The organism is Dechloromonas hortensis (assembly GCF_009469765.1).
GTDB lineage: Bacteria > Pseudomonadota > Gammaproteobacteria > Burkholderiales > Rhodocyclaceae > Azonexus > Azonexus hortensis.
On sequence record NZ_SSSQ01000007.1, the window covers coordinates 141,163 to 154,690 of the forward strand.

The 13,528-nt window shown below is 65.8% G+C and carries 11 protein-coding genes; 7 read left to right on the plus strand and 4 right to left on the minus strand.

Annotated elements, in window-relative coordinates; all coding sequences use genetic code 11:
- The 4 genes from GH663_RS12830 to GH663_RS12845 are packed head-to-tail and all read left to right on the plus strand — an operon-like array spanning window position 1 to window position 7,527.
- Window positions 1–3,039, plus strand: coding sequence for a DUF2309 domain-containing protein (locus GH663_RS12830; RefSeq protein WP_153132138.1), 3,039 nt, complete (start codon window positions 1–3; stop codon window positions 3,037–3,039).
- On the plus strand, window positions 3,036–4,562 hold the full coding sequence (locus GH663_RS12835) for a proton-conducting transporter transmembrane domain-containing protein (RefSeq protein WP_153132139.1): 1,527 nt from the start codon (window positions 3,036–3,038) through the stop codon (window positions 4,560–4,562). The genes GH663_RS12830 and GH663_RS12835 overlap by 4 nt, the downstream gene beginning before the upstream one ends.
- On the plus strand, window positions 4,562–6,073 hold the full coding sequence (locus GH663_RS12840; protein WP_153132140.1) for a complex I subunit 4 family protein: 1,512 nt from the start codon (window positions 4,562–4,564) through the stop codon (window positions 6,071–6,073). Before GH663_RS12835 ends, GH663_RS12840 begins: the two co-directional genes overlap by 1 nt.
- On the plus strand, window positions 6,070–7,527 hold the full coding sequence (locus GH663_RS12845) for a complex I subunit 4 family protein (RefSeq protein WP_153132141.1): 1,458 nt from the start codon (window positions 6,070–6,072) through the stop codon (window positions 7,525–7,527). The genes GH663_RS12840 and GH663_RS12845 overlap by 4 nt, the downstream gene beginning before the upstream one ends.
- A gap of 37 nt (window positions 7,528–7,564) precedes the next feature.
- Here the strand turns inward: GH663_RS12845 and GH663_RS12850 are convergent, their stop codons facing one another.
- Window positions 7,565–7,906, minus strand: coding sequence for a zinc ribbon domain-containing protein YjdM (locus GH663_RS12850; RefSeq protein ID WP_066881105.1), 342 nt, complete (start codon window positions 7,904–7,906; stop codon window positions 7,565–7,567).
- 12 nt (window positions 7,907–7,918) lie between these two features.
- Window positions 7,919–9,610: a SulP family inorganic anion transporter gene (locus GH663_RS12855; protein WP_153132142.1), complete on the minus strand. Its 1,692-nt coding sequence runs from the start codon at window positions 9,608–9,610 to the stop codon at window positions 7,919–7,921.
- A 103-nt stretch (window positions 9,611–9,713) separates the two neighbouring features.
- On the opposite strand from GH663_RS12855, the gene GH663_RS12860 reads away from it, so the two are divergent.
- Complete coding sequence (locus tag GH663_RS12860) at window positions 9,714–9,908, plus strand: ribbon-helix-helix protein (protein WP_066881110.1); 195 nt, start codon at window positions 9,714–9,716, stop codon at window positions 9,906–9,908.
- Here GH663_RS12860 and GH663_RS12865 read toward each other — a convergent pair whose 3' ends face one another.
- Window positions 9,909–10,247: a hypothetical protein gene (locus GH663_RS12865; protein ID WP_153132143.1), complete on the minus strand. Its 339-nt coding sequence runs from the start codon at window positions 10,245–10,247 to the stop codon at window positions 9,909–9,911. It abuts the gene before it with no gap.
- Window positions 10,248–10,302: 55 nt separating this feature from the next.
- Here GH663_RS12865 and GH663_RS12870 point away from each other — a divergent pair, with 55 nt between their 5' ends.
- Both GH663_RS12870 and GH663_RS12875 read left to right on the plus strand, forming a co-directional pair.
- Entirely contained in the window at window positions 10,303–11,454 is a 1,152-nt protein-coding gene (locus GH663_RS12870; RefSeq protein WP_153132144.1) for an ABC transporter substrate-binding protein, read from the plus strand.
- Window positions 11,455–11,456: 2 nt separating this feature from the next.
- Complete coding sequence (locus tag GH663_RS12875) at window positions 11,457–11,957, plus strand: DUF411 domain-containing protein (protein ID WP_153132145.1); 501 nt, start codon at window positions 11,457–11,459, stop codon at window positions 11,955–11,957.
- A 42-nt stretch (window positions 11,958–11,999) separates the two neighbouring features.
- Here GH663_RS12875 and GH663_RS12880 read toward each other — a convergent pair whose 3' ends face one another.
- Entirely contained in the window at window positions 12,000–13,259 is a 1,260-nt protein-coding gene (locus GH663_RS12880) for an FAD-dependent oxidoreductase (RefSeq protein WP_153132146.1), read from the minus strand.
- Between the last annotated feature and the right edge of the window lie 269 nt (window positions 13,260–13,528).

Sequence of the window (13,528 nt, forward strand, 5' to 3'; positions counted from 1 at the left end):
ATGGCGGGCGACCTGGACGATCTGCCGATCCGCGAGCGCCTGCAGCACTGGGTTGAGCACCTCTGCCACATCCTGCCGGCGCAAGCGCCGATCCGCGATTTCGTCCATCACAACACGCTGCACGGCTTCCAGCACCTGCCTTTCCCCGAAGCCCTGGCCGCTGCCCGACGCCTGAGCGGCGCCCAGGTCTATTGGTCGGAGGCCAATTTTCAGGCGGCCTATGCCGCCGGCCGGATCGGCCCGGCGGATCTGCAGGCCGCGCTCGACGATGCCGGCCTGGCCGGGCTCGATACGGAAGTGATCCGCGGCCTGCACCGGCGGGACATCCTGGCCGCCAGTCTGCTCGAGCCGCTGACCCCGCCGACGGCGAACCGCGAAGCCTGGGCGGAACGCGAAACGGGCGGCTTGCCCGACCCCATTTTTGCCATTTCCAGCACGTTGACCGCAGGAATTGCCCAGGATGTGCCCACCAGTTGGGAAGTGGCCGCGCTGGCCCGCTGGAATGCGCTCTGCGGGCGAGTCGGCCGGGATTGGACGCTGCGCAGCCTGCTCGAATACCTGAGCGGCGAGGATGTGCTGGAAAAAGTGCGTAGCAGCTTGCAGCGCCATCTCGCCGCCCATCTCGATCTCGGCGTCGCCGCCTGGCGCAACCCGGCTCAAGGGCAGGGCTTCTTCGCCGCCTGGCGGGCCAGCGCCGGGCAAGACCTGGCCTGGGAAATCGACGATCTGCACAGCGTCCGCGAAGAGATCGTCCATCTGCCTGAACAGGCGATCGACGTGTTGGTCGATGAACTGGGCCGCCTGCTGCCCGACCAGCAACTGTGGCCGGGCTACCTCGAACGGCTGGCGCTGGAGCAGCCGGGCTGGGCCGGCATGTTCCTGTGGCGCGACCGCCATCCGGAAGGCGGCGATGGCACCAACGTCGCGATGCTCGACTACCTGGCCGTGCGCGTACTGCTCGAACGCCTGCTCTGCGAAGACCTGATCCGTCGGCTGACTGGGGTAGCGATGGGCTTCGACGAATTGCGCGGCTATTTCACCAGCGAGCTGGCCGAGTTCGCGGTTCGCGACGCGCTGCGCCGGGGCGAGCTGAACGAAGAGTTGCAGCACCGCGCCGCCCGCCTGCTTGAGCCGGACGAACATGCTCCAGTGGACGACGCGGCCTGGGCAGCGCTGGCCGCCAGCATCGCCGCCAGCCGCCAGGCGACGGCGCCGGCCGTGGCGGCCCGTCGGCTGGCCGGCCTGCTCGGGCAACTGGCGCTGACCCCGGCCGAAGCGGCCGGCCTGAGCCCCGACGATGCCGTGGTCTTGCTCGCCGTCGCCGACAGCCTGGACGAACTAGCCCGCGGCCAGGTCTGGCTGTTGGCTTACGAACGCCATTACCGCGAACAGCTGTTCGCCGCGCTGACCGCCAACCAGTCGCGCCAGTACAGCCCGCCGATACCGTCGGCCCAGATCATCATGTGCATGGACGACCGTGAGGAAGGGACGCGCCGGCATATCGAAGAGATCGCGCCGGATATCGCGACTTACGGCGCCGCCGGCTTTTTCGGCGTGCCGATCTACTGGCAGGGGCTGGACGATGCCGACAAGACGGCGCTCTGTCCGGTCGTCGTCCAGCCGACCCATCTGGTCCGCGAAACGGCGGCGCCCGGCGCCGAAGCGGCGCTGGCCAGCCATGCTGCCCGCCGCGAAAAACGGCTGCGCTGGCGCGAGCGGCTCTATCAGTCGACACGCCGCAGCGCGCTCGGCGGGCCGCTGCTGAGCAGTCTGGCTGCCGTGCCGGCGCTGGCTGCGCTGACCGCGACGACGCTCGCCCCCGGCTGGTTCGGCGAGGCACTGCAGCGCTGGCGGCGCGGCTACGAAGGGCCGGTGGCCAGCCGGCTGGCGCTCAATGCGGCAAGCGGCGAAGCCGGCACGCCGAGCGCGCCGCAAGCCGGTTTTAGCGATGCCGAGCAGGTCGACCGGGTCGCCGCCTTCCTGCGCATGATCGGTTTGCGCGGCGGCTTCGCGCCACTCGTTTTGCTGCTCGGCCACGGCTCCGGCAGCCGCAACAATCCGCACCTTTCGGCCTACGATTGCGGTGCCTGTTCCGGCCGGCACGGCGGGCCGAACGCCCGCGTCTTCGCGACGATGGCCAACCGCCCCGAGGTCCGGCGCGGCCTGGCCGAACGCGGCTTGTGCATCCCCGAGAACACCTGGTTTGTCGCCGCCGAACACAATACCTGCGACGACACGATTGCCTGGTACGACCTCGACGGCGTGCCCGAGCCTTTGCAGGCGGCGCTCGACAAACTGCTGCAGCAGTTGAGCGAAGCCTGCCGGGCGCATGCCGCCGAGCGCTGTCGCCGGCTGGCCTCGGCCCCGTTCAAGCCGTCGCCGTGGCAGGCCCGGCAGCATGTCGTCGGGCGCGGCCACGATATTTCGCAGGCCCGGCCCGAACTCGGCCATGCGACCAATGCCGCCGCCTTCATCGGCCGTCGCCAGATGAGCCGCGGCCTCTTTCTCGACCGCCGCGTCTTCCTGATCTCCTATGATCCGACCCGCGACGACGACGGGGGCATCGTCGAAAACATCCTGCTGGCCGCCGGCCCGGTCGGCGCCGGCATTGCCCTCGAATACTATTTCTCGACGGTCGATAACGAGCGTTTCGGCTGCGGTTCGAAAATCACCCACAACATCACCGGCCTGTTCGGTGTCATGGAAGGCGCCGATTCCGATCTGCGTACCGGTCTGCCCTGGCAGATGGTCGAGATTCACGAGCCGATGCGTCTGCTCGTCGTCGTCGAACAGACGCCGGCGGTGCTGACGGCGATTCTCCAGCGCCAGCCGCCGCTGCAGGAGCTGATCGACAACGCCTGGATCGTTTTGGCTTCTAAATGCCCGTTTACCGCAGGCATCGCGCTGTATTGCCCGCGCCGCGGCTGGTTGCCCTGGTCCGGGTCGGCCGTGCTGCCGCAGGTGGCACAGTCGGCCGCCTGGTTTGCCGGCGAATCGGGGCCGCTGCCGCCGGCCGTCATCCTGGGGGCGCACGCATGAATCCGCTGTTGCACAGTCTGTCCGACGCCATCTGGCTGGTCCCGGCCCTGCCGCTGCTCGCCGTCGTCGTCACCGCCGCCCGCGTCCTGCTTGGGCGGGCGGTCGGCGATGCGGCCGAGCCGCTCACCGCCCACCTCGCCTCGCTCGCCGCCTTCGCCGGTCTCGTCTTGCTGCTGGCGATCGATGGCCTGGCGCTGGCGCACGGTGCGCCAGGCCATCGCCGCCTCGGCCACTGGTTCGGCAGTGGCAACTGGGAGGCGACCTTCTCCTTCCTGCTCGACCCGCTGTCGCTGAGCATCAGTACGCTGACGGCGCTGATCGGCTGGCTGGTCATCCGTTTTTCGGCCAATTACCTGCATCGTGAGGCCGGTTTTCACCGTTTCTTCATCGCGCTCTCCTTCTTCCTGGCCGGCATCCAGCTCGTACTGCTCGCCGGCAACGGCTTGCTCGCCTTCGTCGGCTGGGAGATGTGCGGTGTTTCCTCCTTCCTGCTCATCGGCTACGCCTGGCAGCGCCCGGTGGCGACCGGCAATGCGCTGTTCGCCTTCATCACCAATCGCGGTGGCGATGCCGGCTTTTTGCTGGCGCTCGGGCTGGCCGCCGCCTGGTTGGGCGGTTTCGAATGGACGGCGCTGTCCAGGGCTTCGCAGATCAGCGTGGTGAACGACCGTTTGCTGGTCATCGGCTTTGTCATCGCGGCCCTCGCCAAGTCGGCGCAACTGCCGTTCACGCCGTGGATTACCCGGGCGCTGGAAGGGCCGACGCCGTCCTCGGCCATTTTCTACGGCGCGGTGATGGTCCATGCCGGGGTTTATCTGCTGCTCCGCCTGGAGCCGCTGTTGCTGCAGGTGCCCGACGTGATGTTCGGGCTGGTCCTGGCCGGGGCGCTGACCGCGCTCTACGCCTGGCTGTGCGGCCTGGTGCAGAGCGACGTCAAGTCGGCGCTGGTCTTCGCCACAGTGTTCCAGGTGGCGCTGATGTTCGTCGAAATCGGCCTCGGCTGGACGACGCTGGCCCTCGTCCATCTCTGCCTGCATGCCGCCTGGCGGGCCTGGCACTTCCTGCTCGCGCCGTCCTGGCTGGTGCTGACCCGGCAGCGGCCGCCGCCACCGCCGGCCTGGCTGTGCCGCAGCCAGTTGTTGTACACGGCGGCGCTGCAGCGATTCTGGCTCGACAAGCTGAGCGAGATCCTGCTCGTCAAGCCGACCGTCTCCTTCGCCCGCGACGTGCGGGGCCTGGAGGAGCATTTCATCGACCATGCCATCGGCCAGCCGGGGCAGGGCCAGGCGGTCCATGCCGAGCGGCCGCTGGTGCTTGCCGACGGCTTGCCGGGCCGGGCGCTGGCCGCCGTCTCGGACGCCCTGCAGCGGATCGAGAACCGCCTGCTGCTGCGCGGCCGCGGCGGTACGGCGGAAAAGCTGCTGCACCGGCTGGGCAGCTATCTGCGCACGCTGGAAGGCCTGCTCGAACAGCCGCGCTATTTGATGATGGCGGTGATGGCGACTTTTGTGGTGATCCTGTGATGAACGGCACGCTCGGCAGCCTCAGCGAAGTTTTCTGGTACGAACAGGCCGGCCTGCCCTTGCTGCTGCTCCTGCAATTGCTGCCGCTGTTCGGCGCCGCCGTGGTTTTTGCCTTCAAGGAGCGGTCGACCGCAGTCCTCGCCGGCAAGCTCTTCGCGCTGGCCGAACTGCTGCTCGCCATTGTCGTCGTCAGCCGTCTCCAGCCGACCAGTGCCGCCCTGCAACTGGCCGAGCGCTTCGCACCGCTGGCCTACCATGTCGGGGTCGATGGGGTCAGCCTGATCTTCGTGCTGGTTGCCGCCTTGCTGACGTTCCTGATGACGCTGTACGGCATGAGCCGCGGCATGATCTCGCCGGGCCGGCTGTTCGCCGTGCTGCTGCTGGCCGAGGCCGGCCTGGTCGGGATGCTGGTGACGCTCAATGTCGCCTGGTTTGCCGCCTTTTCGGCGCTGGAATTGTGGGCGGTCGTCTATCTGCTCCGGCGCTGGGCCTCGTCGCATGCCGAAACCCAGGCCCTGGCGCGCTTCGTTCAGTACCAGGCTTTCGGCTGGGGGCTGTTTGCCGCCGGCTGCGTCGTGCTCGGCTGGGGGCATGCCGAAGCGCATGCCGGACGCTGGAGTTTCGACCTGTTCGATCTGATCGGCGCGGTGCCGGTCGGCAAGTTCCAGACGGCGGCCTTCTACCTGCTGTTTTACGGGCTGGCCGTGCGCACGCCGCTCTTTCCGCTGCACGGCTGGCTGCCGAACATGGCGCAGCACGGCCTGATCGCCGTCGCCCCGGCGCTGATGGTCGGCGTCAAGGTCGGCATCTACGGCATGTTCCGCTTCGTGCTTCCGCTGACCCCGGTCGCCGTCGAGTACTGGCAGCCTTACGTCGTCGGCTTTGCCGGGGCCGGTGTTTTCTTCACCGCGGCGCTTGCTTTCCAGCAGACCAACCTGCGCCGCCTGCTTGCCTTTGCCGTGGTCAGCCACACCAGCCTGCTGGTGATTGGCGTGTTCAGTCTGCACGAAGCCGGCATTCAGGGGGCGATGTTGCTCGCTGCCAATTTTGGCTTGGCGGCGACCGGCATGTGGTTCATCGTTGGCTTCGTTTTCCGCCGTACCGGGACGACCGAGTTGCACGAACTGTCCGGCCTCTTCGAGCGCATTCCCTTCCTCGCCATCGCCTTTCTCGGCTTTGGCCTGGCCATTGTCGGCATGCCCGGCACGCCGGGTTTCGACGCTGCCCATCTGATCCTTGAGGCGGCCATCGACCAGTTCGGCGCCCTGCTCACGGTGGCGACCGCGCTCGGCAACGTTGCCGCCGCCGGCTTCCTGCTCTGGGCCTTCCAGCGGGCCTTCCTGTCGCAGGCAAAAAGCGGTGCCTACGATGTGGACCGCACGCTGCCCATGGAATATGTCGTCTGCGGTATCGCGCTGGCCGCCATGCTGGCCATCGGCTTCTTCACCGAACCCTGGCTGCATCTGACCGAAAGCGCCAGCCAGGCGGCGGCCGCGAGGTTTGTCCGATGAAACTGCCGCTGCTCTCGCTGCTCGTTTTCCTGCCCCTGTTTGGCGCCGGCCTGCTCTGGTTGCTGCCGGCCCGCGCCGCCCGCTGGCTGACGGCGGCGAGCATGCTGGCGACGCTGGCGCTCGGCGTGGCGGCGCTGGTCGCCTACCAACCGGCCGGGGCGCGCTTCCAGTTGCTCGAACAGGCGAGTTGGATTGCCAGCCTGAACGTGCATTACCGGCTCGGCGTCGATGGCCTGTCCATCCTCTTCCTGCCGGCCACCGCCTTGCTCTTCCTCGGTTCGCTGGTCGCCTGCTGGAATGTCGTGCAGACCTCGGCCCGGCTGCATTACAGCCTGTTGCTGCTGTTGCAGACGGCGATGCTCGGCATCTTTTGCGCCCTCGACACCGTGCTTTTCTTCGTCTTCTGGGAACTGACGCTGGTGCCGCTCTACTTCCTGCTCGGCCGCTGGGGTGTCAGTAGCAGCAGCCCGCAGGCAGCGGCGCGCTATTTCCTGCTCATGCTGGCCGGCGGCATCCCGCTGCTGCTCGCTTTCGTCCTGCTCGCCGCCAGCCAGCCTGTGCCGACCTTCGACCTGACCGTGCTGCTCGACGCCCAGCTGCCGCGCTCCACGCAGACGGCGGTATTCCTGCTCTGCCTGCTCGGTTTCGGCATCAAGGTGCCGCTGGTGCCGATGCATACCTGGTTGCCGCAGTTCGCGCTGGCCGCGCCGGGCTCGCTGACTGCCCTGCTGCTCGGCCTCAAGCTCGGTGCTTTCGGCCTGATCCGCTTTGCCGTGCCACTGGCTCCGGCCGCGGCGCAGGACATGCACTGGCTGCTGGCCGGCCTCGGCACCGTCGCCATCCTCTACGGCGCGGTCGGCATGCTGGCCCAGACCAATCTGCGGGTCGGCCTGGCCTACGCCAGCATCTGCCACGTCGGCCTGGCCGTGCTCGGCCTGGCGTCCTTCACGGCGCAGGGTACGCAGGGCGCGGTGTCGCTGCTGCTCAGTTTTTCGGTGGCGACCGGCGGCGCTTTCCTGCTTCTCGAATTCCTCCGTCAGCGGACCGGTTCGACCGACATCCATGCCCTGGGCGGCGCCGCCAAAACCATGCCGCTGCTTGCCACCGGCTTCCTGATCTGCGGCCTGGCCGGGGTCGGCATGCCGGGGACCAGCAGTTTTCCCGGCGAGTTCCTGTTGATCATCGCCGCGCTGCACAGCCATACCGGGGCCGGCATGGCGGCGCTGTTTGGCCTGTCGATCGCGGCCGGCGGCTTCCTGGCACTTTATCGCAAGGCCTTCTTCGGTCCGGTGACGCGGCCGGAAGTGAGCCAGGCGCAGGATCTGCGGCCGCGCGAATGGGCCGTGCTGGTGGCGCTGATCGTGATGATCGTGGCGATCGGCATTTACCCGGGGCCGTGGATCGAGATCGTCCGCCCGGCCGCCGAGGCCTGGGCGGCCGGGCTGGGGCGTTGAGACGGCGGGGCGTCGCCCGCCGCGGGTTGTTGCTGCTTTAGACCTTCTTGACGAATTCCGTCTTCAACTGCATGGCGCCGATGCCGTCGATCTTGCAGTCGATGTCGTGATCGCCGTCGATCAGGCGGATGTTCTTGACCTTGGTGCCGACCTTGACGACCGACGACGAGCCCTTGATCTTCAGGTCCTTGATCACGGTGACGGTGTCGCCGTCCTGCAGCACATTGCCGTTGGCGTCCTTCCACACCTTGGCCTGCTCGGCGCTCTCGGCGCCGGCTTCCTTGCTCCATTCGTGGGCGCACTCCGGGCAGACGTACATGCTGCCGTCTTCGTAGGTGAATTCAGAACTGCACTGCGGGCATTTCGGCAAATCGCTCATGGTTTTTCCTAGTTAGTAATCTTCTTCGCTGCCGCCCATCAGGTTGGGCAGCAGGATGTAGGCGCGCTGCAGGGCGGCCGCGAGGTCGGTGCAGACGTTGTCGTCGCCGAGGTGGTCGATGAAGCCGGAGCGGTAGAGCAGCGAGCCGGGTTGTGAGTTGAGGCCGCAGACGAGCAGCGTGCAGCCGCGCTTCTTCAATTTGTCGAGCAGGTTTTCCAGGCCTTCGAGGCCGGTGGTGTCGAGCTGGATCAGTTGCGTCATGTCGAGGATGACGACTTCCGGATGGCCGGCCGCCGGGTCGAGCAGCGCTTCCAGCTTATTGACGGCGCCGAAGAACAGCGAGCCGAACAGTTGCCAGGCGGCGACGCGCATCGAGCCGTCTGGGTAGAGGAATTGCGGTTCGCTGGCTTCTTCGCGCAAGTGGCGGCGCTCGACGCGGGTCAGTTCCGACATCCGGTAGATGAAGAACAGGCAGGCCAGCACCATGCCGAGCTCGACGGCGATGGTCAGGTCGAAGACGACGGTGACGAAGAATGTGGCGAGCAGGATGACCCGGTAGTTGTAGGAGTAGCGGCGCAGTTCCTTGAATTCGTGCCATTCGCCCATGTTGACCGCAACCACCATGACAATTGCCGACAAGGTGGCGAGCGGCACGTAGGCAGCAAGCGGCGCGGCGACCAGCACGATGCCGAGCAGGACCAGGGCGTGGATGATGCCGGCAATCGGCGTCCGGCCACCGGTCTTGACGTTGGTCGTGGTGCGGGCAATGGCGCCGGTCGCCGCGAAGCCGCCGAAGAGCGGGGCGACGATGTTGGCCAGGCCCTGGGCGATCAATTCCTGGTTGGGGTCGTGGCGGTCGTCGATCTGGCTGTCGGCGACGCGGGCCGAGAGCAGCGATTCGATGGCACCGAGCAGGGCGATGGTGATGGCCGGCGAAATCAGCTTGCCGAAATCGTGGATCGACAGGCTGGGCAAGCCGATGTCGGGTAGTTCCTGCGGAATGCCATTGAAGCGGCTGCCGATGGTTTCGACCGGCAGATCGAACAGGTAAGCGACCAGCGTGCCGACGACCAGTACGGCGAGCGGCCCCGGGGCTCGGCGCAGCACGCCAACGTACTGGGCCAGCTTGTTGTAGAAAATCAGGAAGACGAAGCAGGCGCTGGCCAGGCCGAGCGTCGGCAGGTCCACGGTATGGGCGTGGGCGGCCAGCGTCTTGATGCGGAGAAAGAACTCGGCCGGCAGGTTGTCGATCTTCAGGCCGAAGAAATCCTTGAGCTGGGCGAGAAAAATGACGACGGCGATGCCGTTGGTGAAGCCGATGACGACGGTGACCGGGATGAAGCGGATCAGCTGCCCCATGCGGGCGAAGCCCATGGCGAGCAGGAAGAGGCCGGCCAGGATGGTCGCCCCCATCAGGTTGGCGAAGCCGTGCATGGCGACGATGCCGTAGATGATGGGAATGAAGGCGCCGGTCGGGCCGCCGATCTGCACCCGCGAGCCGCCGAACAGCGAGGTGATCAGGCCGGCGACGATCGCCGTCCAGATGCCGGCCGTCGGCGAGCAGCCGGAGGCGATGGCGAAGGCCATGGCCAAGGGCAGGGCGAGTACGCCAACCGTGATGCCCGCCGCGAGATCCTTGCCGAACTGCGCGCGGTCGTAGCTTGGCAGGCAATCCAGCAGCTTGGGGCGGAAGGCGATTTTCATGGCGCACGCTCTCGGGAGAAGCGTTGGATTATATGAGCAGGCGATTATTCGTCAATGTTAATCATATGTTAACATGATGCAATCCGACTGATTGGAGGCCGCGATGGAAAAGCGTACCGCCCGCCTGACTCTTTTGATTGACCCGCAGAAAAAACAGATTTTCGAAGAAATTTGCGCGGCGCAGGACCTGACGCCGTCGCAGGTCGTGCGCAAGCTGATTCGTCAGTACATCATCGACAATGCCGGCAGCCGCGAGCTGCCGGAGTGGCTGAAGGCAGCCGGCAAGGCCGGCGACTGACTAGCTTTCGTCCGGCTCGGCCGGGGGCTTGGGGCGCACCTTGTCGGGGTGGTGGATGGCTATGTATTGGTCGTAGCGGGCCTGCATTTCCGGGCCCTGCTTGTGGATCTCGCGCAGGATGCGGGTGACCGCCCAGATCATGACGACGACACCGCCGGCGGTGCAGGCCACGGCTTCGGCGGTCGACGTCGGAAAATTGGCAAAAATGGCGCCTTTCTGGGCGGGGAACCAGCTGGCCCCGACACCGACGCAGGACAGACCGAAGACGTCGGCCATCGCGTAGAGAAATATCGGGCCGGTCAGGCGCGGGCGGGGCGGGCGAATCGGGTTATTGAGCATGGGCGGTGGCTATAATGCGAGAAATTCCTATTTTGCCCGAAGAAGGTGCCGTCGTATGCTGAGGTTTCCCCGTATATCGCTGATTGCCGCTTTGCTGATGGCGAGCGGTCTGGTTCACGCCGACATCAAGGTCGGCATCATTGCCTCCTCGACCGGGCCGACCGCCGTGGTCGGCATTCCGCAAAAGAACACGGCGGCCCTGCTGCCGACCGAAATCGCCGGCCAGAAGGTCGAATACATCGTGCTCGACGATGCCTCCGACCCGACCAATGCGGTGACCGGCGTCAAGAAGCTGATCGGCGAGCAGAAGGTCGATGCACTGATCGGACCGACGACGACACCGGCCGCGCTGGCCATGCTCGATTTCGTTGCCGAATCGAAGACGCCGCTGCTGACCACGGTCGGTTCCTCGGCCGTCGTCCTGCCGATGGATGAGCGCAAGAAATGGGTCTTCAAGACGACGCAGAACGACGACCTGATCGCCGAGGCGGTGCTCGCCCACATGACGGCGAACGGTGTCAAGACGCTCGGTTTCATCGGCTTCAACGATCCCTATGGCGAGAACTGGTACAAGGTATTTGGCGGCATGGCCGACAAGGCTGGTATCCAGATCATCGCCAACGAGCGCTTCAACCGCACCGATCAGTCGGTCACCGGCCAGGTGCTCAAGGTCATGTCGGCCAAGCCGGATGCCGTCTTCATCGCCGCCACCGGCGGCCCGGCCGTGCTGCCGCAGGCCGGCCTGCAGGAAAAGGGCTACAAGGGCCGCATCTACCAGACGCACGGCGTGGCGACCAACGATTTCATCCGCCTCGGTGGCAAGACGGTCGAAGGCACGCTGATGGCCGGCGGCCCGCTGCTCGCCGCCGACGACCTGGCGGCTGCCAACCCGATCAAGGCGGTGGCGCAGGGCTATATCAGGCTGTACGAGGGCAAGCATGGCGCCGGCAGCATGTCCACCTTCGGGGCCAATACCTGGGATGCCGGCCTGCTGCTGCAGAAGGCGATTCCCGAGGCGCTGAAGAAGGCCAAGCCGGGCACGCCGGAGTTTCGCGCCGCGCTGCGTGACGCGCTGGAGCGCTCGAAGGAAGTGGTCGGGGCGCAGGGCGTTTTCAACATGACGGCGCAGAACCATAACGGCATGGATGCCCGGGCCCGGGTCATGATGACGGTCAAGGGTGGTAAATGGGTCTTGCTCAAGGAATGATGATGCTCAAGCGATTATTGGTTGCCGGCTGGCTGGCCCTGGCTGGAATGACGGTGGTGGCGGATGAGGCGACCAAGCCGCTGGTCGAAATCTACATGCCGTCGCCGTGCCTGGCCTGCATTGACTGGGGGGCCTATCTGGCCGACAACGGCTTCAAGGTGAGCTACAAGGAGACGGCCGACATGGCGGCCGTCAAGAAGCGGCTGAAGGTGCCGAAAGAGGTCGAATCGGTGCATACCGCCGTCGTTGGCCGCTATTTTGTCGAAGGCCACGTGTACGCCGAGGATATCCACGAACTGCTGCGGGACAAACCCAAGGCCCGCGGCATCGCGGCGCCCGGGCTGCCGCGCGGCGCGCCGGGCCGGGAGTATTCCAACCCGACCTGCGAAACAGCCTGTACGACGCTCGATCTGACCAGCGGCGAGCGCGAGGTCCAGCGCGACCTGTTCAATACCCTGCTGGTCAAGCCGGATGGCTCGACCAGCATCTGGGCGCGCCACTGAAACGCTGTCTGCGTTCCGGCTGAACCCCGCTGCGGCGGGGTGTCAAAAACCGAGGGCGGCGAACATGCTCGTCGCCCACCGGACATCTTCATTGTCGGGCTGCGGGTTGTAGGTCTGGCGGACGCTCTGCTGGATCAGGCCGTCGCCGCGGAAGCGGTAGGCGGTTTCGAGGCGCGCCATTTCCATCGGCTCGATCCGGTTCAGTACATAGCAGGTGCTGTCCGGCAACAGCTTTTCCGGTACCTTGCCGGCCGCCCGCGCCGCGATCTGCTGCGCCGCGATCTGCCCGAGGCGGGCCGCCATCTGGCCGGTCTTCGGGTAATGGCCGAATAGCGGCGAGGCCTTGTCGATCTGGTCGCCGACCAGGAAAACGCGCTCATCGCCAACGGCATGCAGATGCACCGGGTCGATCGCCGCCCAGCCGCTTGGTTTGCCGTCGCTGCCCTGGCCGATCAGGCCGGCCTGCCAGACGATATCGGCGGCCTGCTGCGGCGGCATCAGGATGGCATCGTCGAAATCGATGGTGTCGAAATCGGTGCTCAGCTGTTTCTTGTAAGGGTCGATCGATTTGACCCGGGCCTGCGGCAGGTAAGTGATCTGGTCGCGGTAGCTGTCGCGAAAGACCCGATCGAAGCTGAGTGCCGGCTGATTCGGATCGAGCACGATCAGCCGACCCTTGATGCCGCGCTGTTTCATCCACCAGGCAATCATCCCGGCACGCTCGTAGGGGGCTGGCGGGCAGCGGTAAGGCATCGGCGGCACCGTCATCACCAGGTCGCCGCCGGTGAATTTTTCCAGTTTTGCCTTCAGGCGCAGGTGGCCATCGCTGTCGGCAAAGGCGCTCGGGAAATTCAGGCGGCTGTGTTCGGCAGCACTGCGGTCGACCCCGTACCACGGCGAAAAATCCTCGCGGATGCCGGCCGCGATGATCAGCCAGTCGTAATCGAGTTCTTCGGTCGGGCAGACGACCTTGCGCCGGGCCCGGTCAATCGCCGTGACTTCGGCCTGCAGGAAACGATAGCCGTGACGCTGGGCCGCCTGCCGGTAGTCGTGCTGCAGCGCCTTGCCATCGGCCAGGCCGACCAGCCAGCGGTTGGAGAGCGGGCGCGACCAGAAGGCGGCATTCTTCTCGACCAGAACGACTTCCAGCGCCGGCGCCAGGCTGCGTAGCTGACGCGCTGCGGCGAGGCCGCCCCATCCCCCGCCGACAATGACGACTCGGCCATTGCTGGCACGGGCGGCAGGCAGAAATGCTGCAGCGGCTAATCCGAAAGTGGCGCTTAGAAGGGTTCGGCGTTTCATGGTTCAATCTTGTTTGATAAAAGCCTTGACAAAGTGATTGTCAATACCTGACTTATGCACAGTGAAGAATCTTTTTTCGTTGGCCGGCAATTAAACAGCGTTTAAAGACTTGACTTGCATCCGTATTTAAAATAATCAATAAAAACAATGACTTGAAACTTCGCCCAAGTTTCGGGCAGGGTAAGAAAAACCCTTGTGGAACGGTGACTTAGCGAATCCGCCCACGATTCATTCACAGACTTATCCACAGATTTTGTGGATAGTTCGAA

Excerpts from the sequence above, each read along its gene's own strand:
- GH663_RS12835 (WP_153132139.1), top strand. The coding sequence starts at position 3,036 with ATGAATCCGCTGTTGCACAGTCTGTCCGACGCCATCTGGCTGGTCCCG.
- GH663_RS12840 (WP_153132140.1), top strand. The coding sequence starts at position 4,562 with ATGAACGGCACGCTCGGCAGCCTCAGCGAAGTTTTCTGGTACGAACAG.
- GH663_RS12845 (WP_153132141.1), top strand. The coding sequence starts at position 6,070 with ATGAAACTGCCGCTGCTCTCGCTGCTCGTTTTCCTGCCCCTGTTTGGC.
- GH663_RS12850 (WP_066881105.1), bottom strand. The coding sequence starts at position 7,906 with ATGAGCGATTTGCCGAAATGCCCGCAGTGCAGTTCTGAATTCACCTAC.
- GH663_RS12870 (WP_153132144.1), top strand. The coding sequence starts at position 10,303 with ATGCTGAGGTTTCCCCGTATATCGCTGATTGCCGCTTTGCTGATGGCG.
- GH663_RS12860 (WP_066881110.1), top strand. The coding sequence starts at position 9,714 with ATGGAAAAGCGTACCGCCCGCCTGACTCTTTTGATTGACCCGCAGAAA.
- GH663_RS12830 (WP_153132138.1), top strand. The coding sequence starts at position 1 with ATGGCGGGCGACCTGGACGATCTGCCGATCCGCGAGCGCCTGCAGCAC.
- GH663_RS12875 (WP_153132145.1), top strand. The coding sequence starts at position 11,457 with ATGCTCAAGCGATTATTGGTTGCCGGCTGGCTGGCCCTGGCTGGAATG.
- GH663_RS12855 (WP_153132142.1), bottom strand. The coding sequence starts at position 9,610 with ATGAAAATCGCCTTCCGCCCCAAGCTGCTGGATTGCCTGCCAAGCTAC.
- GH663_RS12880 (WP_153132146.1), bottom strand. The coding sequence starts at position 13,259 with ATGAAACGCCGAACCCTTCTAAGCGCCACTTTCGGATTAGCCGCTGCA.
- GH663_RS12865 (WP_153132143.1), bottom strand. The coding sequence starts at position 10,247 with ATGCTCAATAACCCGATTCGCCCGCCCCGCCCGCGCCTGACCGGCCCG.